At 58.0% G+C, this 26,372-nt stretch carries 20 protein-coding genes; 5 read left to right on the top strand and 15 right to left on the bottom strand.

Annotated elements, in window-relative coordinates; genetic code table 11:
- Positions 1–492 precede the first annotated feature (492 nt).
- The 6 genes from ACGJAX_RS18550 to ACGJAX_RS18525 all read right to left on the bottom strand — a co-directional run bounded on the left by ACGJAX_RS18550 (position 493) and on the right by ACGJAX_RS18525 (position 8,455).
- Complete coding sequence (locus ACGJAX_RS18550) at positions 493–1,914, bottom strand: SGNH/GDSL hydrolase family protein (protein ID WP_390955658.1); 1,422 nt, start codon at positions 1,912–1,914, stop codon at positions 493–495.
- A 513-nt stretch (positions 1,915–2,427) separates the two neighbouring features.
- Entirely contained in the window at positions 2,428–3,426 is a 999-nt protein-coding gene (locus tag ACGJAX_RS18545) for a 3-hydroxybutyryl-CoA dehydrogenase (RefSeq protein WP_390955657.1), read from the bottom strand.
- A complete protein-coding gene (locus ACGJAX_RS18540) occupies positions 3,426–4,532 on the bottom strand; it encodes an NAD/NADP-dependent octopine/nopaline dehydrogenase family protein (protein ID WP_248915081.1) in 1,107 nt (368 codons plus the stop codon). The genes ACGJAX_RS18545 and ACGJAX_RS18540 overlap by 1 nt, the downstream gene beginning before the upstream one ends.
- Positions 4,533–4,627: 95 nt before the next feature.
- On the bottom strand, positions 4,628–5,602 hold the full coding sequence (locus ACGJAX_RS18535) for a helix-turn-helix domain-containing protein (protein ID WP_390955656.1): 975 nt from the start codon (positions 5,600–5,602) through the stop codon (positions 4,628–4,630).
- A gap of 86 nt (positions 5,603–5,688) precedes the next feature.
- Entirely contained in the window at positions 5,689–7,044 is a 1,356-nt protein-coding gene (locus ACGJAX_RS18530) for an MFS transporter (protein WP_390959919.1), read from the bottom strand.
- Positions 7,045–7,204: 160 nt separating this feature from the next.
- Positions 7,205–8,455 carry an OprD family outer membrane porin gene (locus ACGJAX_RS18525; RefSeq protein WP_390955655.1) on the bottom strand — a complete coding sequence of 417 codons (1,251 nt, stop codon included), beginning with the start codon at positions 8,453–8,455 and terminating at the stop codon, positions 7,205–7,207.
- A gap of 683 nt (positions 8,456–9,138) precedes the next feature.
- On the opposite strand from ACGJAX_RS18525, the gene ACGJAX_RS18520 reads away from it, so the two are divergent.
- Complete coding sequence (locus tag ACGJAX_RS18520) at positions 9,139–9,582, top strand: ion channel (RefSeq protein ID WP_390955654.1); 444 nt, start codon at positions 9,139–9,141, stop codon at positions 9,580–9,582.
- A gap of 198 nt (positions 9,583–9,780) precedes the next feature.
- The gene (locus ACGJAX_RS18515; RefSeq protein ID WP_390955653.1) at positions 9,781–11,478 is read left to right on the top strand and encodes a SulP family inorganic anion transporter; all 1,698 of its coding nucleotides are present in this window, start codon (positions 9,781–9,783) and stop codon (positions 11,476–11,478) included.
- A 106-nt stretch (positions 11,479–11,584) separates the two neighbouring features.
- Here the strand turns inward: ACGJAX_RS18515 and ACGJAX_RS18510 are convergent, their stop codons facing one another.
- Positions 11,585–12,994 (bottom strand): DUF2252 family protein, encoded by a 1,410-nt coding sequence (locus ACGJAX_RS18510; RefSeq protein WP_390955652.1) that lies wholly within the window; start codon positions 12,992–12,994, stop codon positions 11,585–11,587.
- Between the two features lie 816 nt (positions 12,995–13,810).
- Here ACGJAX_RS18510 and ACGJAX_RS18505 point away from each other — a divergent pair.
- Positions 13,811–14,671, top strand: coding sequence for a CAP domain-containing protein (locus ACGJAX_RS18505; protein WP_090323102.1), 861 nt, complete (start codon positions 13,811–13,813; stop codon positions 14,669–14,671).
- Positions 14,672–14,891: 220 nt separating this feature from the next.
- The gene (locus tag ACGJAX_RS18500; RefSeq protein WP_390955651.1) at positions 14,892–16,322 is read left to right on the top strand and encodes an IS1182 family transposase; all 1,431 of its coding nucleotides are present in this window, start codon (positions 14,892–14,894) and stop codon (positions 16,320–16,322) included.
- Positions 16,323–16,916: 594 nt separating this feature from the next.
- Here the strand turns inward: ACGJAX_RS18500 and ACGJAX_RS18495 are convergent.
- Positions 16,917–17,639 (bottom strand): SDR family NAD(P)-dependent oxidoreductase, encoded by a 723-nt coding sequence (locus ACGJAX_RS18495; protein WP_390955650.1) that lies wholly within the window; start codon positions 17,637–17,639, stop codon positions 16,917–16,919.
- 606 nt (positions 17,640–18,245) lie between these two features.
- Here ACGJAX_RS18495 and ACGJAX_RS18490 point away from each other — a divergent pair.
- The gene (locus tag ACGJAX_RS18490) at positions 18,246–19,190 is read left to right on the top strand and encodes a helix-turn-helix domain-containing protein (protein ID WP_390955649.1); all 945 of its coding nucleotides are present in this window, start codon (positions 18,246–18,248) and stop codon (positions 19,188–19,190) included.
- 87 nt (positions 19,191–19,277) lie between these two features.
- Here the strand turns inward: ACGJAX_RS18490 and ACGJAX_RS18485 are convergent, their stop codons facing one another.
- From ACGJAX_RS18485 to ACGJAX_RS18455, 7 genes are all read right to left on the bottom strand, one after another.
- Complete coding sequence (locus tag ACGJAX_RS18485) at positions 19,278–20,489, bottom strand: MFS transporter (protein ID WP_390955648.1); 1,212 nt, start codon at positions 20,487–20,489, stop codon at positions 19,278–19,280.
- Between the two features lie 45 nt (positions 20,490–20,534).
- On the bottom strand, positions 20,535–21,644 hold the full coding sequence (locus ACGJAX_RS18480) for an alkene reductase (RefSeq protein ID WP_390955647.1): 1,110 nt from the start codon (positions 21,642–21,644) through the stop codon (positions 20,535–20,537).
- 91 nt (positions 21,645–21,735) lie between these two features.
- Positions 21,736–22,455, bottom strand: a complete 720-nt coding sequence (locus ACGJAX_RS18475; protein WP_390955646.1) for a hypothetical protein — start codon at positions 22,453–22,455, stop codon at positions 21,736–21,738.
- Between the two features lie 75 nt (positions 22,456–22,530).
- A complete protein-coding gene (locus ACGJAX_RS18470) occupies positions 22,531–23,364 on the bottom strand; it encodes an alpha/beta fold hydrolase (protein ID WP_390955645.1) in 834 nt (277 codons plus the stop codon).
- A 148-nt stretch (positions 23,365–23,512) separates the two neighbouring features.
- The gene (locus tag ACGJAX_RS18465) at positions 23,513–23,851 is read right to left on the bottom strand and encodes a hypothetical protein (RefSeq protein WP_390955644.1); all 339 of its coding nucleotides are present in this window, start codon (positions 23,849–23,851) and stop codon (positions 23,513–23,515) included.
- Between the two features lie 238 nt (positions 23,852–24,089).
- Positions 24,090–24,854 carry an alpha/beta fold hydrolase gene (locus ACGJAX_RS18460; protein WP_390955643.1) on the bottom strand — a complete coding sequence of 255 codons (765 nt, stop codon included), beginning with the start codon at positions 24,852–24,854 and terminating at the stop codon, positions 24,090–24,092.
- Between the two features lie 259 nt (positions 24,855–25,113).
- Positions 25,114–26,220: an alkene reductase gene (locus ACGJAX_RS18455; RefSeq protein WP_390955642.1), complete on the bottom strand. Its 1,107-nt coding sequence runs from the start codon at positions 26,218–26,220 to the stop codon at positions 25,114–25,116.
- Between the last annotated feature and the right edge of the window lie 152 nt (positions 26,221–26,372).

The raw sequence follows: 26,372 nt of genomic DNA, 5'->3' as shown, positions 1-26,372 counted from the left end.
TATATGGGTATCACGCTGAAGAAACAGCCATGAGTCATGTAGGGAGACAACCCGCAGCAGTACCGCAATGTTGGGCGGGCGCAGGTTGCACAGCGAAAGGTCAAAAAACAGTTAAACCAAAATAAAAACTCTATTTAGCAGGAGTCGCTCCTGGAGCCGGGTTCACACGCTCGTTGAATTGAAGTTTGAGCATAAAAACGCATAGCCTTTTACTCATCGCATCACTTCGTCATGGAACCATGCGTTGTCCCCCGGTTTTTTGATCGGGACAAGCGATGCTGAACTTGCGCGAAAGAAAAGATACAAGGCAATACTTAGCTGAGACTGAGGAATACCGACGTATCTGCCCAAGGTGCCATTTCGGGGACAACTGCGAAGTTGCAATCCACATGACCACCTGTTTGCTTCGCCCCAGTCATCTACATTCTTTATGACCACCGGCTGCATCGGAAGCTGTATGCACGGACGCTTCTCGTCCGAGCGGCGTGATTTTCAGTCAACAAGCGGTGGCCGATAAGCGCGCAATTCCGAAATCGCTGGCGTATCAGAAGGAACCGTTAACTCGATAACGTGATGTGTATTGGGAAGACCGGTTGCCAGTACATGACGCTGCTGCACCGAGCCATTTGCCAGAGTCGTCGGCAGCTCGTCTGCGCAGACGAAGCGTCGCTCCCATTGAAAACTTTGTTCCTCCTCGAGACCTTTACCGGATATCGCCTTGGCATAGGAAAGGTTCCAGGCACCCGGCTGTATGGTGACGTTTCCCGAGCGCGACGTGAAAACGTCTTTACCCGAGCCGCTTCCCTCTTCCCCTGTACGAGCGCTCTGGACGTCAAAGTCGAAATTTTCTTGCGAACTGTCGAGATTCCGTACCCGAAGCGTCCAGATATCCGCTTCTCGATAAGACAGGCGGACGTCGACTTTTGTCAGGGCCGGCCAATCAGGAACATTCGTCAAACGCGTCACGCGGCTGGTCTGCCAGCAGCCGTCCAGATCGCGCGGGTCCTTTCCGTCGATTGTGAGACTCACTTTTCCGTCCAGGGGCCCCGCGGCGATGAGTTCGGCGCGGTTCCCAAAAAACTCATAACAGGTCTTTTCGCCAGGGACCGGCGGATTAAAACTCCGAACCTGGCCGGAAGTGCTCCTGCCATAGTTTTGAAAACGATCCCCGAGTTCCTCGACCCAAGAGGTGAACAGGTTAGCCATGAGGGTCCACCCCTCGGCGTTGGGGTGCGGGGGATCGGCGAGAAGATCGGCTATTTGAAGATTATGTTCCTGCAAATAGCTATTCCAGCGCTGTCGGCGCGGTTCCAGTGCAAGGTCATATTTCGCCGCCAGGGCGGGTTCCCAGACACCCGACATGAACTCCTCCCAGTTCCTTTGCTTGAACCAGAAATGGCCCACACAGCCCTCGGGCGGCGACCATTGAAGATGAAAGCCAGCGTCACACACGGGTTCAAGCGGATTTACGACGTGGTCGGTTTGAATGATGATGTCGGCCGCCGTCTTTGAGCGAAGGGTCCGTATGATTCTTTCGTAGGCCCGGTGATCGCCGTAAGCGTGGAAAACGATCAGATCGGGATAGACTTCCTCCACATCGCGAGCAACCGCCTGCTCCAAGAGAACGGCGCCCCATCCCCCCAGAGCGAGGTTGCGGTAATCGAAGGCCACGTCGGGATATTTGGCTCGCAACGTCGCAATGGCCTGGTCGGTCCATTTCGGCGTACTGATCGACTGCCCGTAGAAAAGTATTTTCAGGACCTGCGGCTGCTCTGGTGTTGCTGAACGAATAATTGACAACGAACGGCCAATCGCCTGACCAGGATCGGGAGGCGCCGGCTGTGCGGATACGGGTAGAAAGCAGCTTGTAAGCATTAGACTTAAAATGACGACACGATCAACTTTCCGCCACATCAAAACCCCACATGTAAATAGCTAATCGGACGCACAACCTGGGTTCTGTAAGAAATGCTGTCACAGGAGTGTATCGGACATTACTGCTAGCGCCATGTAGCGGTGAGTGAAAGGTGTGTTGGCTGGACGCCTACGAAAGCTTGTCCCTCATAAATGAACTAAAGCGCCTACACTCAGGGCGCCAGCCTTTCTTGTGGTTGAATCTGAACCTGATCAAGGAAGCTTGACGAGTGCATATATGGATCTTCTTGAAAGAGGGCTTTCGGCCGATTGCGTTGAAAAAGCCGGTCCTTCCAGGCTGCCCTCGTACTGACTGCTGACAATGCCTTTTTTGCGTGCAGCTACGCGAAATCCGAGCCTGGAATCCAATTAGCAGGTACTAACTTTCCCCATGCATGGGTTCCTCGAATTGCCCTTGGTTCTGAAGACCAACTGACCGGCAGTCATGGGTCGATCCCTGCCCTCCCCTAACAGGCAAAAATCGACCCCTTGCATCCCTCCGCCCCCTGATGCTCAAGCCTGCCCCAAGGCGCCATCGAATGCTGGCGTCAGCCCTGACAACGCCAGCTGGCGGACAAAGGCGCCAAGACGCTGCTGTTTGTAGGCGTCCACGTCCAGGTCATGGTAATCGTAGAAACCCTGGCCATCGCGCAAGCCATTGCGGCCGTTTTGCATATTGTCCGCAATCACCTGTGGCGACTCGAAGCGCGGTGCCAGCGCTCCACTCAGGTAACGCGAGGCGTAGTAGAGAATGTCGCCTCCCCCCCAGTCGATGAACTCAAGCAGGCCCAGCACCGAGAAGCGCAAACCGAAGCCGACGCGTACCGCCGTGTCGATATCTTCGGCGCTGGCCACGCCCTCTTCCACCATCCGGGCGGCTTCGTTCATCGCCAGTGCCTGGATGCGCGGCACTATGTAGCCCGCCACCGGGTTGCACACCACGGGCACTTTGCCGATCCGCTTGAGCAATTGCAGTAGCCGTTCGACCACCTGTGGGCAGGTCGCTTCGCTGCGGCTGACTTCCACCAGCGGCATGAGGTACGCGGGATTGAGCCAGTGCGCGTTCACGAAACGCTGCGGTTCGCTGACCATTTCGCTCAACTCGGTGACCAGAAAGGTCGAGGTGGTCGACGCGATGATGGTCGACGCCGGTACATGCTCGCTGACCCAGGCGAAAGTCTGCTGCTTGACTTCGACGACTTCCGGCACCGCTTCGAACACCAGATCGCACAGGCGCAATGCCTCTGCGGCCCCGGATCGCGATTGCAGCGACAATCGGGATATCGCGATGTCCGCCTGATCCCTCTGGAGCATACCGAGGCGTACCAGCATCTGCAGTTCACTGCGGATGTTGTCGCGCACACGCTCGAAGTAGCCGTGCCGCTCATCCTCGGCGCGATCCTTGATGTCGATGAGGGTGACCGGCAGGCCTGCATGGATGAAGGCCAGGGCGATGCCCTCGCCCATCCGGCCAGCGCCGACCACGCTGACATGGGGCAACACAGCGTTCATCAGTTGTAGCCCCTGGTCAGAAGCTCGGTCATTTGCACCCGGTCAAGCCTGGCCAGCCCGAGGTTTTCCAGGGTGCGGCCCTCGGCGTACAGATCACGACCGGCGACGACCGAGGCAATGCTCAGCAGGCCCTGCGCCACCGGCGTCGGCACACCGGCCCAACGGCCGACGGAAACCAGGAAGGACAGGCCCAGGCGTGTGTCTTCGAGCATGTAGCGATGTGTGCGCAGGTCGATTTCTTCGCGCCAGTCGCCGCTGTCGGTCAACTTGCCATGAGCACCGCGCCCGTACATCCACTCGTCGCCTTCGGTGGTGTTGTAGTGATCGGCCAGGGGAAAGTGCGGCGCGCCGTAGGTCAGCGCTTCGCGCACGGCCATGCGCTCGGCATCGAGCTGGTTGGTCACACGACGAATCGACGGTTGGGTGCCTTCGTTGTGAATGTCCCAGGCCTCGAAATGTTCCAGGGGACCGGCGTTCATCATGATCAGCGGCGGGTGAATGACGGGACCGGCGTTCATCAGCGCACCGCTCAGGGCGTCCTCAATCGGTTCGACACTCGGGTAGGCCTGGCGCAACACCGAGAAGGCGTGCCCGGACAGCTTGCTGGGGAATACGCCAGTCGGCAGGCGTGTGGCGTAGCCGCTGATCACCAGGTCACTGGCGCCATGCTTGCGCACCAGGTACGGCAGCGTACCGGTTTCAGCGAACGCGACCTTGCTCTGGTTGCCGGCATCGGCCATGGCCTTGGCGAATACATAGCTGCCGAAAGTACCCGGTGGCAGGAACACCACCTGACCGTCGTGCAGGTGCGGTGCCACGTGTCTGGCCAAATCTTCGTGGGAGGTCGACGGCAACGGGATGATGACCAGTTGCGCGTCGCCCAGGGCTTCGGCCAGGTTGTCGGTCAGCGACAGCTTGTCACCTGGCTTGCCGACGGACAGTTGGCGAGTACCTTGGTAGTCCTTGATGGTCAGGCTACCGATGGTCAACAGTTCCTTGAGCGCTGCGCCGTCACGACGCCACAGGCGGGTCTGATGCCCCTTTTCAGCCATTTCAACAGCAGCGGCGTAACAGCCGTGTCCACCACCCAGCACCGTAATATTCATGGAGTCACTCCTCTTGTAAGAGACTCGATGCTATCGGGCTGTACCGACTCAGACTTATCGGATTGCGCAACCGATCGACGGATTGCGCAGAAGTCTCAATGCTTCTGCCGGCGCAGGGTGTCCGACGGCAGGCAGCCGTAGCGTTGCCGATACGCACTGGAAAAGTGCCCGAAGCTGTTGATGCCGTGACGCAACAGAATGTCGGTGACGGTTTCCCCTGCGCGGCCCTGCTTCAGCGACTCATGGATCACCGCCAGGCGACGCTCACGGATGTACTCGACGGGTGCCTGCTGGAGAAACTGGTTGAAGCCGTTCTGCAAGGTGCGGACCGACACACCGCATAACTCGCTCAGCGTCGCCAGGCTGATCGGCTCGTCGAGGTGCTCCTCGATGTAGTCGCGGGCTTTTTTCACGTGGTGCGGCAGCGGCGCGCGCGAGTCGATCAACAGATCGGCGGAGTAGTTATGCGGCAGTTGAGTGAGCAGCAGTTGCATCAGGTATTCGGACAGGCCGATGGCCAGACGCGAACCGTCGACACCGCTGCCGTAGAGCCGGCAGATGTAGTCCAGGGTGTGATAGAGACTGACAGCGCCGGCGCTCATGTGGTCGACGCTGACATCAAAGATCACCGACTGCCGCAGGCTGCGGCCGAGCAAGCGTTGCAGTTGCGTCTCCAGGGCATCACGGTCGACGCGCAGGATCAGGTTGCGGCATTTGCCATCGGTCACGATGCGGCTTTGCGCGAACGGCGAGGAAACACTCAGGTAACCCGTCTGCATCGCCGCGCTACGGCGCCCGTGGGCCACCTCGCAATGCCCCTGCAAGGTAATGCGAAACAGATACTGATCGGCAATATCGCCGATGCTGATCTCCACCGGCGCGCCATAGCACAAGTCGAGCAGCGCCGATTCGCCGAAGAATACGCCGTTGAGCCGGGTGTGGATCGGCTCGTCACGCAGTACGTTGAAGCTGTGCGGGCACAGATAATGGCTGACCTTGTCCTTGATCTCACGGTAATCGGCCGAGCTGAGCAGGCTGTGCCGTTCCAGCAGGTGTACGTCATTCAACATCAAGGGTTCTCCCGATCCGGAGCGTAGCGGCCTCGCTCCCTATAGAAAGGAGCGAGGCCGAAGTGCCGATCATGGACTATGACCAATCAAGCCCCGGCCGGATACTCCCGGGCATAACTTTCTCGAAAGCGGCGGCAACCACGCCAGAGCAGCAGCACGGTCAATGCCGACGCGCCGGCGATCACCAGCGACATCGACGACCCCACTGCCGCGGGCGATCCGAAGTAGCGGTCGGTCAACAGCGCCACCAGCGTCGTGCCCAGGCCCAACCCCAGCAGATTGCTGATCAGCAGAAACACGGCCGAGACCTGTGCGCGCACCTGGTTCGGCGCGAGGATCTGCATCGCCGCCGTGGAGGCCGGCATCGGGAACGAAGCGAAGAACATCGCCGGCACCAACAGACTCACCGACAGCCACAGTTGGTCCACTTGCGGGAACAGGACGGCTGGCACCACCATGCCGAGGGCACCGATGACGCCGGTGCGCATGGCGGCGTCCTGATGACCTTTTTTGGACAGGTTATCGGTGAGCCATCCACCGAACAACACCCCGGCGGTGTTGGCCAGCAACAGCACGGTGCCGAGCATGTAGCCCGCCTCCATTGGCGACAGGCCGAACTTGCGGATATACAGCGCCGGGCTCCAGCTCATCATGCAGAACAGCACCATGGCGTAAAACGAAAAGCCCAGGTAATGGCAGGCGAAGGTGGCACGGTGGCGGCCGAGAAAACGCAAGCCATCGCTCAGCGCGACCTTCTTCGCCCGACCCTGCGCATCGACCTGCAAGCCCTTGCGTGCCGGGTCGCGCACGGTGAGCCAGATCAACAAGCCAACCACCATGCCGGGCAGCCCGACGATGAAGAACGCCAGTTGCCAGGCCTTCATCGCGCCGAGAAAGGCGACCTCGATGGTGTTCATGTCCTTGAGCATGGCGATCACATAGCCGCCGACCAGGAAGGCCAGGCCACCCCCCACGAACGAACCGATCGAGTAGATGCCCACGGCACGACCCAGCTTCTCCTTGGGGAACATGTCGCTGAACATCGAGTAGGCCGAAGGCGACAGGGCCGCTTCGCCGACGCCGACACCAATGCGGGCGAGGAACATGTGCAGGAAGTTCTTGCTCGTACCGCAGGCGGCAGTCGCCAGGCTCCAGAACACTATGCCGACGGCGATGATCTTCGGACGCGAGAAGCGGTCGGCCAGATAAGCGATGGGCATGCCCATGAAGGCGTAGAACAACGAAAAGGCCAGCCCGTGAAGCAGGCTGAACTGGGTGTCGCTGATCTGCAGGTCGGCTTTGATCGGCTCGATCATCAGTGCCAGGATCTGCCGATCCACAAATGAAAAGATGTAGGCGACCATGCACAGGCCCACCACGTACCACTCATAGATGTAGGTTTTCTTCTGTTGCAGGACGGCGTTATCGACCTGGATATTCATCAGCATTTGCTCCTCTTGGAATCCGCTCATGGGCGCAGCGCGGCGGGTGACGGTGCACAGGACACCGACCGGAAAGTTGCAGGGCAGATGCAAAGGACAATGGGTTCGAACATGGTCAGGCCTCTTATTGTTATGGGGTCGATCGCCGGTTGTTCCGGGCTTACCAGAACTTCCAGGTGTAGGTCGTGGCGACACGGAACTCGTTGTAGTCGTAGCCGTACTTCTGTTTCACATCGATGTTGCGCAGGTCCAGCCCGAGGCCTTGCAACGCCCCGCTCTGCACCACGTAGTTGAGCCCCAGGTAGCGCTCGCTTTCCTGGTTGTCGCTCAGGTTGCCGCCGCGATCCCAATGAGTGCCCTTGATGTAGCGGGTGTAGAACTTCAGGCCCGGCATGCCCATCCCGGCAAAGTCATAGCTGTAGCGCGCCCCCCAGGACCTTTCCTCCGGTCGGACGAACCCGAGGGACGACCAGTGCACCAGATAGGGTTGCGGGATATAACCATTCATGGTCGGGAATACGCTGTCACCCAGCATGCGCTGGTAACTGACACCCAACATGTGAGCGCCTTTGAGCAAGGTGAACAAGGCACCGTAGGAGCGGTTATCGATCGCCCCATCTAACGCACGACCATCTTCATTGTTATTGAAGTAACGCAAGTCGGTTTTAAGTTTGTAGCCATTACCCAACTCAGCCATGTGCATCAGGCCAAAATAGTGCTGCTTATAAATATCGTGCAAGACGCCATAGAAATAACTGACTTGCAGGTTCCTGGTAATGTCGTAAGTGGCCCCGCCAAAGTCCAGGCCGTCACTGTCGAGATTATCGGTGGAGCCAAACTTATACAGTTTCTCGTGATTGGAAGATTCCCGTGTCACGGCCGACCAGAAACGGCCGCCGGTCAGCGCCAACCCCTCGACTTCCCTGGACTCGACCACGGCTCCCTGGTAGATGGTGTCCAGCTGCCGACTGGTGTCATCGAACGCCACCGGCAACTGCGGGCGCAGATCGCCGACCTTCAACTCGGTCTTGCTGTAGCGCATTTTGAAGGTCGCACCGGCGCGACTGTAGTCATCGGCCGTCTGCTGGTCACTGACGCTGTAGGGCAGCGAACCGTCGTTGCCCGATGAGTCCAGGCGCAAGGCGTATTGCGCATCCACATCAAGACCGATGGCCAGGGCCGTGTCGGTGTAACCGGAGGTAAACTGCGCATCGAAACCCTGAGACCAACTATCCACTTCAGAAACCGGCGCATTGGTATTGGTGTAGTTGCGATACAGGTAGAAGTTACGGGCATCTACTTTTAAGTGACTGTCATCAATAACATCGGCATGGGCTGCCAATGGCGAACAGATAATTCCCAACACGCAGACAATACCGAGCCCACAGCAAGATTGCTTCACCTGATACATCTGACATCTCCACATCTGTATGTGCCTGGGCACTGTATTTATAGGAGCAGGATCAAACTAAAAACGAAAAACATTGGCTTTTTGTTATGGGGTAAAACGCCAGGCGAGATCCATGGAACAGTCCGCTGCGAGGACACGACACTTGGGTACGCAAGGTAAGCCAGCAGGCGTCGCGCCGATATCAAGACGAACAGCATCCACCGGGGGGAAATCTTCAACCTGGCTAAAGGTTTCCCTTAGTCGACTCTGAGGCGGTGGCCCTCAGGCCGGCGCGGCGGGCCGGGTTCGGGCAGTGGAGCAACCTGGGCGAGAGCAACCGCCACTGGCTGGATTGCACGGAGCACACAGAGGGGGTCAGCAAGCCTGTGTTGCATAAGCCTTCCTATAGCAAGGTCTTGTTTTTGGATGTGCCCTAAACTAGCGATTGCACCGCCCGCCAACCTCCCCGATTGCGCAAGCGACTCTCAAATTGCGCAGCCTGATGCAAACAACCGAGCAACGCCGTCAGGTGCATGGGTCACCGAGGAAACAGCAGGGATTCTCAGTGCACTATGCTCAAGAGCGTCAGCCCAACAGTTGGTCAGTCAAGGTCTCTCGCGTTGACCCGCCAATTGGATGCTCTTCGCCGGAGTATCTGCGAGGGCTGTAATCGATCCATGTCACAGCCTCCATGAGGAACGCCGATGCCTTCAATTATCTTCTTCGCATGGGCGCTGGCGGCCATCACCGTGGTGGTGCATGCAATCGGCCTGGCTTTGATACTGAAGGCTCTGGCGCGGTTGGAAACGCTGCATATACACCGCCTCTGGGCCATCATTAATAGACTGGTATGGGTGGCCTGCTACCTGATTCTGCTCCATATGTCAGAGATCTCGATCTGGGGGATGTTCTATCTGTGGCAAAAATGCCTGCCCGATATTGAAACGGCGTTCTACTTCTCTGGGGTGACTTACGCGACGATTGGTTACGGCGACGTGACGCTCGCGAAACCGTGGCGGTTGTTCGGGCCGACCGAGGGCTTGATCGGCATACTCATGTGCGGCTTATCCACGGGCTTCTTCTTCGCGGTTGTTAATCACATTTATCAGATAGTTCACTCGAAAGCTGACAACGATCACAAGTCCTGATGCACACTCATCCTGCAGGGCGAAGGCACTGGACCCGAGGTCGGGTGGAACTCAGGCAGGGAGCTTATTGCGGGTCACCGCCTGGCTGGTCGTGCAATTCAGCGGGTGAGCTTGTTTGTGCATGTTTCAGAACCGCCTAGACTGACATTCGGGGACTAGAAAGCCAGCAATTCCTGAACCGGGAATATGGATCGCAAAATGGCAGACGCTGATAAACACAAAAGCTTTCACCTACCCGTCCTCCAAGGTCTGCTGCCATTGAGCCTGAAGCAGATTCCCGCTGAAGTTATCGCCGGTCTCACCTTGGCCGCGCTCGCCATTCCCGAAGTGATGGGGTATACGAAAATCGCCGGCACCCCAGTGGTGACCGGGCTCTATACCCTGCTCATCCCCACGATATTGTTCGCCCTCTTCGGGTCATCGCGACATCTGGTGGTTGGCGCCGACTCGGCGACAGCCGCCATTCTTTCAGCGGCTCTGGTGGGGCTCGCGGCTACCGGATCGGACGAATACCTGGCCCTTGCCGAATTGCTCGCGCTGATGGCTGCCGGGCTGCTGATTCTCGCCCGCCTGGCGGGCTTGGGTTTCATGGCGGACTTCCTCTCACGCACCGTGCTTGTCGGCTTTCTCACCGGCGTGGGGATTCAAGTGGCACTGGGGCAGCTGGATGGCATGCTCGGTTTGCCGGGAGATGGCCATGGCGTGCTCGGTAAGCTCTGGTCGACGTTGCAGCGACTGAATCAGGTCAACGGGTATGCCTTGGGTGTGGCTCTATTGGTGCTGATTGTGATCGTCGGAAGCCGGAAGCTGTCGCACAAGATTCCGGGAGCCCTCATTGCCGTGGTGGGTGCAATCGCTCTGAGCTGGGCGCTTGATTTTGGCGCATACATGCAGGTTCTCGGTTCTGTGCCGAGCGGGTTGCCCCACTTCGCTCTGCCCAACGTGCAATGGAGCCCGGAATTGCTCAGCCGGTTAATGCCAACGGCCTTTGCCATGTTCGTGGTGATTCTCGCCCAGAGTGCCGCCACCTCTCGCGCCTACGCCAGTCGCTACAACGAGTCCTTCAGTGAAAATACCGATCTGATCGGCTTGGCAATCGCCAATGTCGGTGCCGCGCTGTCGGGGACTTTCGTGGTCAATGGCAGTCCGACCAAGACCCAGATGGTCGATAGTGCCGGGGGGCGAAGCCAACTGTCACTGCTGGTGACTGCGCTGATCGTGCTGATCGTGCTGCTGTTCCTCACCGCCCCCCTGGCTTACATGCCGGAGGCCGTTCTGGCTGCCGTCGTGTTCATGATCGGTATCGAACTGACGGATTTCACAAGCCTGAAGAGCATTTACGTGCAGCGCCGAAACGAGTTCTGGGTCGCACTGATCACCCTGTTGACCGTGGTGTTCGTGGGGGTAAAGGAAGGCATCATTCTGGCGATGGTACTGTCGATCATCGACCATCTGCGCAGAGGCTATCACCCGAAGAACGTTCTGCTGGCCTTTTCCGAGTCAGGCAAGTTGCATCCAGTAGTACTGACCAGTGGTGCCCAGGCAAGACCCGGCCTGCTGATTTACCGCTTCACCCACAGCATGTACTACGCCAACTCCCGCCAGTTGAGCGAAGAAGTCAACCATCTGGTCGAGCAGGCCATGCCCGGCTTGCGGTGGTTCTGTATCGACTGTTCGGCGATCGATGATGTCGATTACTCGGCCGCGGAAACCATCCGCAACCTGGCCACCACCTTGAAGGCCCGGGGCGTACGCCTGCTGATAGTCAACGTCATGCCGGATGTGGCGGCTCATTCGCGTTACAACTTCAAGCAGTTGCTGGGCGAGAGCGCGATTTTCCCGGTGCTAGACGATCTGTTCAGCGCCTATGAACGCCAGGCCAAGGAGCCCCGGTAAGGCGGCTGGCGTGACGTCGGCGTGGAGGTATCAGGGCTGCGGGTTCTGTTGGCGCATCGACCGCCCGCTCTCTCTCCAGCAAGCGGGTTCCATTGACCAGAACGGGTTACTCATTGATCTGCGCTTGAATCCGTCCGGCGCGTACAGCTTCGACCAGGGCCGCATGATCGCGCTCGGTCTGATCCGCATAGGATTGGGCAAACGTCGCCAGAGCCAGGTCAAATGCATCGCCCCCACCCAGATATCCGCTGATGCTCGCTGCGTCTCCGGACTTGGCATGTGCCCGGGCCAGTGTCCATCCGCACACCTGCGCGTAGCGTTTGAGCTGCACGGCCGAGAATTTTTCCACTGGAGCGGTGTACTTCATGTCGCGCAACTGGCGTACGAAAAAATCATGCTGCTGCCGACCGCGCACCCACCCCAGAAAGATGTCGCTGGCGGACTGCATCAGCCGCTGGCCGACGACGATTCTCTGGCCCTGCAGTTGATACTGGCTCTTGCCGCAATAAGGCTCCAGGACGGAGCGGCAGGCTTCCTTGAATTGCAGCAACAGCGGATGACCGTCCTTGTCCACGAGCAGCACGATATAGCACCGGGTTCCGACGCTGCCAATGCCTACCACCTTCATGGCGAAGTCTTCCAGGCGGTAACGATCCAACAGCACCCGACGTTCATCGGGCAGCGATTGCCGGTAGTCGGCAAGCCCATCATGAACGTGCGCTTCGAATTGCGCTTCAGCGACATGGACAAGGGTCGGTCGATGTTCAATGAAGCGATAGTGACCACTTTCCTCGCAGACAATTTTCGGAAACAGATGCTCTGCTACATGTGCGTGGGCCTTTTCGGCGATCTCCTCGCGATTCTTTCTGGTTTGTCCTTTTGGAGCCATGGCCGTGATGGTTTCCACGTCCTGGCGGGCGTACCAGACCTCCATAGGACTCATCCGGGAGTATTCGCGCAGGCGTTGCCGATAGGCGCAAACGCATTCGAGCACACAGTCCCTGGCCTCGGCGGCGGACAGGTGAATATCGCGTGCAGCCAAGACAAAGCTGACGGCCAGTCGTTTGCAATCCCACTCCCAGGGCCCGGGCAAGGTTTCGTCGAAGTCGTTGATGTCAAAGACCAGGTTGCGCTCGGGGGTGGCGAACAAGCCGAAGTTCAGCAGGTGACAGTCGCCACAGGCCTGGACCCGGATGCCGGTGCTGGGCGTGCTCGCGAGGTCGTGGGCCATGAGTGCCGCCGAGCCCCTCATAAAGGTAAACGGACTGTGCAGCATGCGGCCATAGCGAATGGGCAGCAGCTCTGGCAAGCGACCCTTGCTCGATTGTTCGAGTATCGCGATGGGGTCGCGGCGTTTGGCCGGTTGCAACCAGGAGGCATGACTGCTTCGCGGCACGCGTTCGCGCAGCGATTGGCCTTCTGCGACTCGCTCGGCCCGTGATCGAAGCTCGGGAAGCATGCCGACATCGGTGTCGCTCGACTTGGCTGTCAAAGGTTTCCTGGTCAGCGCCACCATAATTTTCACCCTGTTTTCGCCATTCCCGAGAAGGGAAGAAAACGCCAGCAAACGCCGGGAGATGCCCGCCCCGGAAGCACAGCGCGTGCAGCGAAAGTGAACACGGAATATCTTCGATGACGTGCTTCGCTCTAGCATAGTCGGACTATCGACGCGTCTTGTGCAAATCAGCTTGATTCGGATCAAACGCGCCTCAGCCCGCAGCCGCGTTTGCGCAATCCCCGTCAATCCGCAGACGGCAGTTGATGAAGCCGACTCTCGACACGGCAGCTAATGGACATCTGACACTCAATTTCAACGAGTTGTCAGATACTTATTGGCTAGCGTTAGCTGACAACCTGATCAAACTCAGAGGGTTCAAACCATTGGGTTCACCTGTCATAGGCGTTGATGAAAAAATTCACCATCATTTCCAATGTGCTGAGTTCAGCAGCCGGCTGGGACAATTGGTCTGGGCATTACTTGCTTTCAGACTCAGTGCCGAGCGATGTTTTTCTACAAAAGCTATTCGACCCGCTCCGATCCTGACAGGCGACTCAGGTCATTTGCTCTGCTGTCTGGGAATTCGAGCCCAGGCGTTCGTGAATGACTGCAATGGGTCGACTCACCCTTCACAGCAGGCAGAAAACGGCACGGAGCTGACGCACGACTCCAACAATCAAATTCCCCCCTTTGCTCGTGAAACTTGTGTTGAGGCCCACAGTCTTAGCCCAGCTTTGGAATCCATTTGCGAGCCAATACAGCGAAACGCTCTTCGGTCATTCCTCAGCCCACTATCGCCATTACCGTCGTCATCCCATCAGAGCTGCCCGCCTCATGCACCAGACCGTTCGCACCTCCTGCGTTTTCTCGCTCTGCCTTATTCCTTTGCTCCCCCTGTTCGCCAGTCCCGCCCATGCCGGTGAGGAAAGGCAACTGGTGGAGGACATCAACGACTACCGCGCCGAACCGCAGCGCTGCGCGGGGCGCACGGTCCAAGCCTTGACGCCGCTGGCTCTGAAGTCGAGCCTGGCCTTGCCGATCGGCTATGGAGGCGTTACGCGGGAAACGTTGAAGGATTCCGGCTATCAGGCGGTGTCTGTGCGGACGATCCGTCTGGAAGACGCTGAAGATGCCGAGGAGGCCTTTGACATGCTCCAGAGCCGCTACTGTGGGGCCCTGCTCGATACCCGGTTCACCGATATTGGCGTGCATCGCGACGAGAGTGAATGGCAGGTGGTGCTGGCGCAGCCCTTGCTCGATGGGCAAGTGGACGACCCGCGAGCGGCGGGCAAGACGTTGCTGGCACAAGTCAACGCGGCACGGGCGAAACCGCGCCTGTGTGGCCGTCAGCGCTTCGCCGCTGCACCGCCGCTGACCTGGAATGCCGCCCTGGGGACAGCGGCGCAGGGGCACAGCCGGGCGATGGCCAACGACAATTACTTCGCGCACCAGGACCCCAACGGTGATATGCCGTGGGACCGAGCGAAGGCCGCCGGCTACGGTGGCCGGCAGATCGGAGAGAACATCGCCGCCGGGCAGCGTTCGCCGGGCAAGGCTATGGAAGGCTGGCTGGCCAGCCCCGGGCATTGCGCCATTCTGATGAACCCGATGTTTACCCAGGTTGGCGCGGCCTATGCCGCGAACTCGCGTAGCGACAACGGCATCTATTGGACGATGCTGTTCGGCGCGAAATGAGGAAATGGGGGACTCCCGTTAGCCGGTCCTGCGTCAAGATCCAAAGCCTGCCCACGAAGACTACGCTGCTGAAGTGGCCTAGGATGCAGCTTTGCGGACGAAGGGCCGTTCCGGGTCGTTTTCAGCCGGTCGCCACAGGCAGAAATCGGCCCAGAGTGTGTAAAAACGCCTCCGCGAACCCTTGCTATGATTTCTGAGGATTTCATCGCAGGGATCGCCCATGAAGCGCTTTATCCAAGGTGAACATCGAGGCCAAGGCACCTTACTTCCCGAGAGCCTCGACGACTACGTCAGCGATACCAATCCGGTGCGGGTAGTCGACGTCTTCGTCGACGAACTCGACCTGGTCACACTAGGATTTGAAGGTGCCATTCCAGCCGATACTGGTCGGCCTGCTTACCACCCCGCGATCTTGTTGAAGATCTACATCTACGGTTATCTCAACCGCATCCAGTCGAGCCGACGTTTGGAGCGAGAAGCCCAACGCAACGTCGAACTGATGTGGTTGACCGGGCGTTTGATGCCGGATTTCAAGACCATCGCCAACTTCCGAAAAGACAACAGCAAGGCCATCCGAGGCGTCTGTCGCCAGTTCGTTGTGCTGTGTCAGCAGTTGGGACTGTTTGGAGAAAATCTGGTCGCCATTGATGGCAGTAAATTCAAAGCAGTCAACAACCGCGACCGCAATTTCACCAGCGCCAAACTGAAGCGGCGCATGGAAGAAATTGAATCGAGTATCAACCGTTACCTGGCGGCACTCGATGCTGCCGATAGGCAAGAACCCACGGCTTCCGAGCCCAGTGCCGGGCGGCTGGAAGAGAAAATTGCCAAGCTCAAAACTCAAATGAAGGAGCTTCAGGCGATCGAAATCCAGCTCAATGAATCGCCGGATAAACAGGTCTCACTGACCGATCCAGACGCCCGTTCCATGATGACGCGCGGCACAGGAATCGTCGGCTACAACGTGCAGACAGCAGTCGATACGCAGCACCATTTGATCGTTGCACATGAGGTGACCAACGTCGGTTCCGACCGCGATCAACTCAGTTCAATGGCCAAGCAGGCCCGCGAGGCGATAGCGTCAGAAACGTTGTCGGTGGTGGCGGACCGAGGTTATTTCAAAAGCGAACAAATCCTGGCTTGTCACGATGCCGGCATCACCGCCTATGTGCCCAAACCGATGACCTCTGGAGCCAAGGCTGACGGGCGTTTCAATAACGATGCCTTCGTCTATGACGCGGCAAAAAACGAATACATTTGCCCGGCTGGAGAGGCGCTGATCTGGCACTACTCCTACGTTGAAAAAGGCCTGAAGTTGCATCGTTACTGGAGTTCGAAATGCCAGGGTTGCGCGTTGAAATTGCAGTGCACACCGAGCACGGAACGACGAGTTCGACGCTGGGAGCATGAAGACGTATTGGAGGAGATGCAGCTTCGGCTGAGCAAAGCACCCGAGATGATGCGAGTCCGAAAACGGACTGTTGAGCATCCCTTCGGGACGCTCAAACAATGGATGGGTGCGACGCACTTCCTGACGCGAAAACTGGCCGGGGTGAGTGCGGAGATGAGCTTGAATGTGCTCGCCTACAACTTGAAACGGGTCATGAAAATCATCGGTGCCAACAGTTTGATGAAGGCGCTCTCAGCCTAAAAAGGCGGATTTTGAACCATCCCAGAAGCTAAATAAGCAGCGTTGACGTGTTCCAGGTCGCGACTAATGCGACCCGTGGAATTGACTGCGCAAAAGCCCAGTCAACGAACGTCGATGATCGAAAGCGATGAGGTTATGAGCGTTTTTACACACTCTGGGCCAATAGCAGCCTGTCGTCACCAGCCGAAATCGCCCCATAGCGGCCGTTTGCGGAGAGTGGCTCACAGTCATGAGCAGTCTATCCGGCAGAAGCGACCCTGGGATTTTCATCATTAGCAAACCAGGATAGGTGAGCCGCGTCCAACAGCGTGGTTAATAGAATGACCTATTTCGTGCCCAAAGGTCCTGCCAGCATCGCCGCCAGCAACCTCGCAGGAGGTTCCGACCTGTTATCGAGCGAGGCGATCACGCTAACCGTCTTGCCGAAGTCAAGGAAGGAATTTTCCGCTAACGCATACTGTGCATGTAAACGTTAAACAATCGGTCGAAGCAAACGATCAACAGGAAACCCAACACATAGACTCACAGGTTGTGGGTTTCACACGCAGGGGGAAGCCGCTTGCGGGGAGACACGCATTCGCTACCCACCGCAGGTCAATGGAGCAGACGTGCAGGTGAGACGATATTGGGCGCCCCTGCTACCCGACTGAGCAATTCCAGCCGGGCAACCTCGAATTTATTCCATATCACCCGATCGGCAAACTTGGGTAGCGAGATGGCTTCTCCAGAATCAAAATCCTCTAGCGCGGCATCCACAATGGCCACTGCGCTTTGATATTGGGTCTGCTGTGAACCTGCATACAAAATTGCTTGAACACGTACTGTGACTTTATTGAAATGCTGCCTTAGCGCGTGGGATAGCGAGAGCAAAAAAGCGCTATTCGCCGACTCAATGGCAGCACCGGAACTCGCCTCGAACACGGGCACCAGATTGATAACCGTTCCGGCGCCCCTCTTTACGAAACCAGTTGCCAACGCGTAAGACAAACGTACTGGAGCAGTGATCCCCAAGGCGATTGTGGCCCCTATCTCATTTTCCTCAGTGATGTCGTGATGGTTGATGAGCAATGTGATACTGGCGTCCTGGCTTAACAAGGCCTCGATGCGGACAACTTCGGCGGACACTGCCAAATCGGCATTCAGCACTTCCACCGATCGTCCGCTGGAGTCAGTCAGCGCTGCAGCGAGCGTCATTAATTGCGGCCGATCCACCGCAATTAAAATCAAGTCGTAGCCCCGCTGAGTCAGTCGGTGGGCGAAAGCTGTGCCTATTGCTGTACCAGCGCCGGTTATAACGGCCGTGCCTTTATGAGTCATGCGGTTTGCTCCAAAGGCGGGTGCATGAAATAGGGCCAGAGTAGTGAACGCCCGTATGTCGGTAAAGGCCGTAAAACCATCATTTTCGGCCTTGGGTTGGTCAAGTTTATGGCCGGAAATGTTGGTATTGCGACCTATTGACGGAGTTCAAGCTGCTTAATCTGTCTTCATTGCGTCGGGCCGCAAGACGCCGCGCCCGACACCACCGATAGCGGCAGGACCAACTTGATGACCACCACCGATAATGATCAGTACTGTGACCACTCCAGCGCACTGGAATCTGCAGCCAGTCACCAGATGGTCATTAGGTTGCGACCTGGCCATGACACGTTTTTTTTCGAGCCGATTAACGCGCTCAACTAATGCGTGCCAGCAAGGGGCCCGACGAACTGGAGTTCGTAATGCAGTTCAATGATGCACTGGCTGCGGGTTGAAGTTTCTCGTACCTCAATATCGGCCTTACTGAATTTATCCGGCGCAAAACGCTAGCCCCCTCGAAATCGCGGTTCTGCTTGCAGTCCCGCGATTTTCGCGCATGCTTGCGTTTCGCATGTCAGCAGAATCCATACCTCAAACCAGCGTTCAACTGGGCGAACGGGAGTCTTTATGCAAAGTGTGGCGTTAATCGTACGGCCCGATTTTCAGGTGATGAGCCTGGCTGCGCTTTCCGCTTTCGAGTTTGCCAACCTGGCTGCGGGTGAAAAACTCTATGACATCAGCGTGCTCTCCGAGCATGGCGGCCTGGTCGCCAGCTCGCTGTTCACCTCGGTTGATACGCAGCAGTTCAACAAGACTGAGTTCGATACCGTCTTGATCAGCGGTGCAATGGATCGCAGTTCGGCGTCGAGCGGTATTCACGCCTTTCTGGTTGAAGCCAATGCCGATTCGCGGCGAGTAGGCGCTTTGTGCGTCGGCGCTTTCGCGCTTGCCGAGTCGGGGTTGCTCGATGGGCGGCGAGCCACAGTGCACTGGGCTCGCGCCAAGGAAATGCGCGACAGATTCCCTGCAATCAAGGTCGAAGAAGATCGCATCTTCATCATCGATGGCAAGATCTGGACCTCGGCGGGCATGACCGCTGCGCTCGATTTAACCATCGGTATGGTCGAGAAGGATTACGGTGCCGCGCTGGCCCGGACCGTCTCGCAGCGGCTGGTGCTTTACCATCGCCGCGCAGGTGGGCAGTCTCAGCATTCGGCGATGCTGGAACTGAGTCCGAGCTCCGACCGCATTCAGCAGTCGCTGGATTTCGCTCGAAAAAACCTGCGTCGCGACCTTTCCGTAGAAGACCTGGCGGATGCGGCGTGCCTGAGCCCTCGGCAGTTCAGTCGAAGCTTTCGCGAGCAGACCGGAAGCTCCCCCGCCAAGGCCATCGAAAATCTGCGTCTGGAGGCCGCCCGATTGATGATCGAACAGGGGCGCCTGACGCTTGAAGCGGTGGCCTCGGAGACCGGATTTGGCGACCGCGAACGTATGCGCCGGGCGTTCTTGCGCGTATATGGCCAATCCCCGCAATCGTTGCGCCGGACCTTCGGTTCTAACGCCGACGTATAAGCTTCTATTTTTTCGCAGCAGAATAACGGCGGCCATTGGTCGCCGTTATTCATTCTTGGAACGCTACTTTTTGAGCGTGCAGATTAGTTAATTTGAAGGTTGAAGTTGCGGTGCAGGTCGGCGACCGGATGTGTAGGCCAGGATCAAGGCCGTTGCTGTGCAGAGGGCGCTGACAAAGCCAAGGTTGGCCAACGAGCTGTAGTGCAATGTCAGGGAGCCAAGACCCGCGCCCATTGAGAAACCGAGGTACATGAAGGAGGCGTTGAGCGACAACACCACCGGCGCACTCGCAACGCCAGCCACGCCGACCAGCCTCGTTTGCTGGGCAGGATAAAAAGCCCAGTGCGCCACGCCCCAGGCAGCGATGGCGAGGACAACCGGCACAATTACAAACTGTTTGTCGATAAAGTGCGGCGCCAGCGACAGGACGACGAACGCGGTAGTGGATGTCGCCAACGCTGGCAGGATCACTGCGCGCGGACCGCTGCGGTCTACCGTTCGGCCGCTGATGGCCAGGCCGATTGCGGCTGAAACACCCCAGCCAAATAGCACGAAACCTATCGCCGGGCCATTTATGAGAGTAGTGGCCTCCAAAAGCGGCGCGAGGTAGGTGTAAGTGGTGTAGCTCGCCATCGCCCACAACGTAGTGATCAGCAGCGTATGTAAAACCGCTGGCTGAGCCGCAGTTGAAATGCGCTGGCGCAGGCTGGCGGTAGCGAGTCCGGTTCCTATCTCGCGTGGAAGGCCTATCAGCAAACCGGCAACGGCCAGCGCGGCAATGATCGCGACGCTGCCGAACGTGGTGCGCCAACCCATTGCCGCTCCCAACACGGTGCCCGCCGGAACACCCAGGGCAATGGCGAGCGACAGGCCACCGTTGACGATAGCTATCGCGCGGCCACGCTGTTCAGGCGGCACGACCACGCTGGCCAGTGCGTTCGCACCGGGTACATACACTGCCGCTGTGAGCGCCAGCACCAGTCTCGCGGCCATCAACGACCAATAGCCACTGGCCGTGAAGGCCAGCAGATTGGCCACCGAAAATAACGCCATGGCACCAATCAGCAGCCTGCGCCGGTTCAGGTTCCCGGTCAGCGTAGCCAGCACTGGAGAACTTAGTGCATAGGCCAGGGCAAATACAGTGACCAACTGGCCCGCCTTGGCAACGCTGACGTCGAGATCCTTCGCCATGCCGGGAAGCAGGCCCGCAATCATGAAGCTTTCGGTACCGACGGCAAACGTACCTAAGGCCAGCCAATACAGCGGCCGATTGCTTTTGATGAATTGGGTTGAGTTCATGGTATTCCAGCTGTGGAAATGTGAGTTAAGCCATCCGGGTCTCAATCAAGCCGAGGCTAGTGTCGGATAGTCCGTGTAGCCCACTTCGGCGCCGCCGTAAAAAGTGTTGCGGTCGTACGCGTTCAATTCAGCACCGGATTTGAAACGAGCGGCCAGATCCGGGTTGGCAATGAACATGCGCCCGTAAGCGATGGCATCGGCATCCCCGGCAGCAATCGCTTCGCTGCCACTCTGCGCGGTGTAGCCTCCCGCCGAGATCACCGGTCCTTTAAAAAGACGGCGGAATAATCGTGCGTTGTTCGCGACATCCAAACTCAGGTCATCACCCAGGCCTACCGACGAAGCGCGAGGCTCGATCAAGTGCAGATAAGCGATGCCACGCTCGCTCAATGCCTGGATGACATAGCTGAACAGGTCCGTGGGGTTGCTTTCTTTCATGTCATTGAAATTGCCCGACGGCGACAGACGTACACCCACTTTGTCCGCGCCGATGGTGTGGGCGATCGCATCGACCACATTCAGAAGCAGGCGAGCGCGGCCTGCTATCGAACCGCCGTAGGCATCTTCACGCAGGTTGCTGTTGTCCTGAAGAAATTGGTCGAGGAGGTAACCGTTGGCACTGTGAATTTCAACCCCATCAAAGCCTGCGGCCATCGCATTTTCAGCGGCCTGGCGAAAGTCATTGACGATGCCGGGCAGTTCATCAATGTCCAGAGCGCGTGGGATTTCGAAAGGTACCAGTGAAAATTCGGGAGTAAACGCCTGGCCGTCGACCGGAGCCAATGCAGATGGCGCCACCGGCAAAGCGCCCTCGGGGCTATAGGAAGAATGTGAAGTCCGCCCGCCATGCACGATTTGCGCAATGATGCGCCCGCCTTGAGCGTGCACTGCCTTGGTCACTGCGGACCATCCGACCACTTGCTCGGCCGAGTACAGCCCCGGCATATTCGGATAACCCATGCCCTGCACACTGACGCCCGTGGCTTCGGTAATGATTAACGCGGCTGAAGCACGTTGAGCGTAATACTCGGCGCTCAGGGCAGTCGGTACACCACCGGCAGCTGAACGCATGCGCGTCAGGGGGGCCATGACGATGCGATGAGGCAGTTGCAGCGAACCCAATTGCAGGGGGGCATAAAGATTTTCGATGGACATGAGCAAGTACTCCGCAATAACTGAAGTCAAAAAGGGGTAATGAATTGCAGACGCCGGACTTGGGTTTCGCCCAGCGTGGCGGACGAGCCGATTAGCTGAAAATGAGCTTGCTGAAGTCCAGCGACACAAGCAGAGGCTCGGGGATTTTTTGCCCAGCTTCGTCGTAGGCGTAGATACGGCGTTTTGTCGGCATCATCAGCCCCTGTACCTCGCAGTAATCACTGACGTAGTTAGCGCCGGTAGCTCCGCCAAGAATGTCGACGGTGTAATCATGGCGGCGCATCAGGCCATCCGGCCCGAAGTGGGTGATCTGCTTGCGGGTATGGCTCTCGATATGATCAGGAAAGGTGACTTCCAGACGCCGCCATACTTCGCCGTTTTCCTTCCATGGCTCGATCTCCCTGGATTCGAAGCCGGGGTAGGTGTAGAGAAAAGGCGAAGTCAGGTAGGTCCAAAGCGCTTCGCTGGCAAAATAGGCCACATGCAGCAGGTCCCAAGGGCTTTCCAGGGTATGACCAACGAAGGAGTCGGCGGGCTGGTCGCGTTGTTCGACGATGATTCCATCGAGGGTTTCCAGGGTCAGTTGACCTGGTAGGAACACGCTGCGTTGGTTCGGTCCGGCGAAGGGGGTGATGCTCAGGCGCTGGGTCTGGGTCTCGATATCCAATTCTTTATCGAACAGCTGACCCGGCTGCTGCTTAAGGTGCCAGATGGCACCATCGATCGAAACGTTGGCTCGCAGTCTTGCGAAGCTATTCCAGCGATCCAGGCCACCGTGGGCCTCAACGGCGAAAGCGAGTAGATCATTCATCAGGCGTGCTCCGAAAAGAGGTTTTATATCGATGCAATAGGGTTCGGTAGTGATTCACCGAGTCGGACCGGCGACTCAGAGTGCGGCGCGAAGCACCAGTTCAGCGACTGCGCCAGGCCGGGAGATCATCGAGCAATGCCCAGCGTCCACCGTGGCATGCACGGCTCCGATCCTGGTCACAAACATTGATTGAAGTTCAGGCGGGATGGCGTTGTCTTGTGTCGCGAGCAGATACCAGCTCGGCTTGCTGTGCCAGGCGGCCTCGGTGACCGTGGTGGATAAAGCCTCGGCAGAGGTTGGCCGCTGGTTCTTGAACAGGGCAACTTTCTCCTGTTCAGAGACGTCCTGGGCAAAGCCTTCAAAGACACCCGTGTGGGTCAAACTGAGGAAACCTTTTTCGTCCGGGCGCAATTCCGCACTCATTGGTGATGGCGCAACAAGGGCTGTCAGGCCAAGTGCCGACTCGCCGACATCAGGAACGAATGCATTGATGTAGACCAATCCCGCGACGTTCTTGTGGACACCCGCCTGGGTAATCACCGCGCCACCGTAGGAGTGACCAACCAGCAACACTGAGCCGCTTTCTGCTTCGAGTGCCTCTGCGACCGCAGCCACATCTTCGCTGAACCTTGTCAGGGGAAGATGCACCACGCTGGTCGCGACACCACCGGCTTCGATCAACGCCCGGGCTTTGTCCCAGCAGTCACTGTCAGCCCAGGCGCCGTGGACAAAAATGGCTTTCTTGATATCGGTCATATTGAACTCCCAACGGGATAGCGATGTTGAAATGGGTGGTGAAGTACCGCAGGAAAGAAGCAGTAACTTCTGGCCGAGGCTCACCGTGAGTAGTGCGGAACTCCAACTGCTCTGCGCTGCTGAAGTATCTTGGGCTGTATCGGTTTGGGACATCAGTCGAAAAACCGTCATTTCAAGCCATTGTGCGTTGACCGAAAAAGTCGCTTTTTTTGGGCGCGAGCCAAAGCGCCGCAGCGACCACAAGTGTCGCTGAAACGAGAGGGAAGGAAGGGATGGAGACTAACGCCACTGTGACGCGGCTTCAGACGGTAAGGCCCTGACAGCTGAATTCCATCCGGTAGACAAACGATGAACGCAGATAATCGATCAGCGCCTGCAAGAGGGCCGATTCAAAGTGCTCGGCCATCGCCAGAGGACAACTCCAATCACCCTGAATCAGCAGGGTGTGACGATCGGTGGGATGCGGAGCGAGCGCATAACGAAAGCAGTTTGGTAGTGCAGCCATGCTGTCGACAAAACCGCTGATCTGTTGGGCGAGGTCGGACGGGCGTTCGCGCCGCAACTCAACAACGATGAGGTTACTCGCTTGGGTCTGCTGACCAGCGTGTAGGGCGTCGTTATTCTGAAGATGAGTGATCACCGGTTAGCTCCTGCTGGTTGTTGTCCATGATCGGTATCGGCACCTGACTTCCCCGGCGAATTTACCGGTGTCGGCGGCGCCATTTCCCTACCCTCCTCTTCCCAGTGCCTCGCAGGAGCCTGATGTCTTGCAAGAGTGCCGGGGGGCAAGAGGGCCAGCGGTCTGCCGCACGGCAATAATGCCCTGCTGCGTTTGCAACAAGGCCTTGAAGAGTCATGCCGGGAGTGACGTGGGACTGTTACTTTGGCAGGGCTGCCAACGCCGCTTTTTCGATCACCGCAGCCACTTCCTTCGGGTGCGAGATATACACTGCGTGGCTGGATTTGACTTCTGTCACCTGAGCCGCGGCACGGGTGTACATGAAGCGTTCCAGATCAGGATTTATCGCCCGGTCCTGGGTGGCGACGATGGCCCAGCTCGGCTTCGACTTCCAAGCCGGCGAGGTAATCTTCTGGCCGAAGTTGGCGCCGTTGGTCAGCACCTGAGACAACGCCATAAAGTGGGTGAGCTTTTCCGGCAGGTCGGCGGCAAAGTCGGCGCGAAACTTGTCCGGCGCCAGGTAAACGAAACCGTCCGCCGTCGGGGTAATCGCCGTCGAGGCCGCCGGCATTTTGTGCAGCAATTCGCCCGCCGCTTCACCCGTGTCTGGGGCGATACCCGCGACGTATACCAACGAGGCAACCTTCGGATCGGCACCGGCCTGGGTGATCACCACACCGCCATAACTGTGTCCGACCAATACCGCCGGACCATCCTGCAAGGCCAGCGTACGCTGGACCGCTTTTACGTCGTCATCCAGCGAGGTTTCCGGCTCTTGTACGACCGATACATGAAAGCCGTCCTTTTCCAAAATTTGCGTGACATCGCGCCACCCGGAGCCGTCGGCGAAGGAGCCGTGTACCAGCACAACGTTGTGCATCGCGGTAGCCGGCGTAGCCGCCATGGCGTAGCAAGACGCAACGGTGGAAGTTGCCATTAACAGTGCAGCGGATAGAAACTTCATCGATGATTCCTTTTATCAAGTGTGGGTTAAAGATGTAGCGTGCTTGTTCACGCAGGCGCGTCGAGCGATGACGCTGAATGTGCCATGGGTCCATATTAGGGAGCGGCAGCAAGGCTCACAGGACGAAATACCGGCATTTCGAGCCATGTTTTGTCCTTTTTTGCCGGGCTCATCAGAGCTCGTGTACAAACCAAAAAGCCCCCATGAGGGGGCTTCGTTTGGTCTCTACGCTACAGTCGTTCGCGCTCGGCGAAAGACGTTACGCAGTCGCTTCTTCTTTATAGAACTCGTAGTCGGTGTAACCCACTTCGGTACCTCCAAAGAAGGTCGGACGGTCATACGCGTTCAGCGGCAGGTTGTGGCGCAGGCGCTCCGGCAAGTCCGGGTTGGCGATGAAGTGGCGACCGAAGGCCACCAGATCGGCGTCGCCAGCCTGAAGGATGGCCTCGGCGGATTCGCCGTCAAAGCCACCGGCAGCAATGATCACGCCTTTGTAGTGTTTGCGCATCAGTTGGGCAGCGACCGGCGCCGGGTCGGCATTCTCGTCCTCGATGTTGCCCAGGATGCGCGGCTCGATCAGGTGCAGGTAAGCCAGGTTCAGCGGCGCCAGTTGTTGCGCGACGTAGGTGAACAGGCCTTCTGGATCGCTGTCGCCCATGTCACCCCAGGTGCCGCTCGGGCCGACACGTACTGCCACCCGATCACTGCCCCACACCGAAATCAGCGCGTTGGTCACTTCCAGCAGAAAGCGTGCGCGGTTTTCGAACGAGCCGCCGTACATGTCGGTGCGCTTGTTGCTGTTGTCCTGCAGGAACTGGTCGATCAAATAACCGTTGGCACCATGCAGTTCCACGCCGTCAAAACCGGCTTTCACGCCACGTTCGGCAGCAGTGCGGAAGTTTTCTACCAGGCCTGCGATGTCTTCGATGGTCAGGGCGCGGTTCGGGGTATTGGGTACCCAACCTTCGGTGGTGTAAGCAACGCCGCCGTGCAGGACTTCCGATGGGCCGACAGGGATGCTGCCTGCAGGCTGCACGTCGACATTGGATTGGCGACCGGCATGATAAAGCTGCAGAAAGATCTTGCCGCCTTTAGCGTGCACGGCGTCAGTAACGTGTTTCCAGCCCGCGATCTGGCTGTCGTCGAACAGGCCAGGTGCGCCGAGATAGCCGTTGCCGTTTGGCGCGGCGATGGTGGCTTCACCGATCAGCAAACCGCCTTCGGAAGTGCGCTGGGCGTAGTACTCGGCCATCAGGGCGCCAGGACGAGCGCCCTCTTCGGCACGCATGCGGGTCAGCGGTGCCAATACAATGCGGTGGGCGAAGGTGAACCGCCCGACTTTAACTGGGGAATGAAGTTTGGACATGGTTGCCTCGATTGAAGTGTATGTGTAGAGCGATTGGATATCTGCCCGGGTCGATAGCCATGTGGGCTTTCGGGGTTGGGGCGCTTGGCATCAGTAAAGGTGATTTTCCGGAGTGAATAAATGGGCCGTGTTTCCCAACACTTCGGACTTTT

Source organism: Pseudomonas moorei (assembly GCF_042846945.1).
Classification (GTDB): Bacteria; Pseudomonadota; Gammaproteobacteria; order Pseudomonadales; family Pseudomonadaceae; genus Aquipseudomonas; species Aquipseudomonas moorei.
Note: the sequence above shows the minus strand (reverse complement) of the source record. Positions and strands in the feature narration are given on the sequence as shown.

Bases quoted from the DNA above. Each gene is read 5' to 3' on its own strand.
- ACGJAX_RS18550 (WP_390955658.1), bottom strand. From the start codon at position 1,914: ATGTGGCGGAAAGTTGATCGTGTCGTCATTTTAAGTCTAATGCTTACA.
- ACGJAX_RS18545 (WP_390955657.1), bottom strand. From the start codon at position 3,426: ATGAACGCTGTGTTGCCCCATGTCAGCGTGGTCGGCGCTGGCCGGATG.
- ACGJAX_RS18540 (WP_248915081.1), bottom strand. From the start codon at position 4,532: ATGAATATTACGGTGCTGGGTGGTGGACACGGCTGTTACGCCGCTGCT.
- ACGJAX_RS18535 (WP_390955656.1), bottom strand. From the start codon at position 5,602: ATGTTGAATGACGTACACCTGCTGGAACGGCACAGCCTGCTCAGCTCG.
- ACGJAX_RS18530 (WP_390959919.1), bottom strand. From the start codon at position 7,044: ATGAATATCCAGGTCGATAACGCCGTCCTGCAACAGAAGAAAACCTAC.
- ACGJAX_RS18525 (WP_390955655.1), bottom strand. From the start codon at position 8,455: ATGTATCAGGTGAAGCAATCTTGCTGTGGGCTCGGTATTGTCTGCGTG.
- ACGJAX_RS18520 (WP_390955654.1), top strand. From the start codon at position 9,139: ATGCCTTCAATTATCTTCTTCGCATGGGCGCTGGCGGCCATCACCGTG.
- ACGJAX_RS18515 (WP_390955653.1), top strand. From the start codon at position 9,781: ATGGCAGACGCTGATAAACACAAAAGCTTTCACCTACCCGTCCTCCAA.
- ACGJAX_RS18510 (WP_390955652.1), bottom strand. From the start codon at position 12,994: ATGGTGGCGCTGACCAGGAAACCTTTGACAGCCAAGTCGAGCGACACC.
- ACGJAX_RS18505 (WP_090323102.1), top strand. From the start codon at position 13,811: ATGCACCAGACCGTTCGCACCTCCTGCGTTTTCTCGCTCTGCCTTATT.
- ACGJAX_RS18500 (WP_390955651.1), top strand. From the start codon at position 14,892: ATGAAGCGCTTTATCCAAGGTGAACATCGAGGCCAAGGCACCTTACTT.
- ACGJAX_RS18495 (WP_390955650.1), bottom strand. From the start codon at position 17,639: ATGACTCATAAAGGCACGGCCGTTATAACCGGCGCTGGTACAGCAATA.
- ACGJAX_RS18490 (WP_390955649.1), top strand. From the start codon at position 18,246: ATGCAAAGTGTGGCGTTAATCGTACGGCCCGATTTTCAGGTGATGAGC.
- ACGJAX_RS18485 (WP_390955648.1), bottom strand. From the start codon at position 20,489: ATGAACTCAACCCAATTCATCAAAAGCAATCGGCCGCTGTATTGGCTG.
- ACGJAX_RS18480 (WP_390955647.1), bottom strand. From the start codon at position 21,644: ATGTCCATCGAAAATCTTTATGCCCCCCTGCAATTGGGTTCGCTGCAA.
- ACGJAX_RS18475 (WP_390955646.1), bottom strand. From the start codon at position 22,455: ATGAATGATCTACTCGCTTTCGCCGTTGAGGCCCACGGTGGCCTGGAT.
- ACGJAX_RS18470 (WP_390955645.1), bottom strand. From the start codon at position 23,364: ATGTCCCAAACCGATACAGCCCAAGATACTTCAGCAGCGCAGAGCAGT.
- ACGJAX_RS18460 (WP_390955643.1), bottom strand. From the start codon at position 24,854: ATGAAGTTTCTATCCGCTGCACTGTTAATGGCAACTTCCACCGTTGCG.
- ACGJAX_RS18455 (WP_390955642.1), bottom strand. From the start codon at position 26,220: ATGTCCAAACTTCATTCCCCAGTTAAAGTCGGGCGGTTCACCTTCGCC.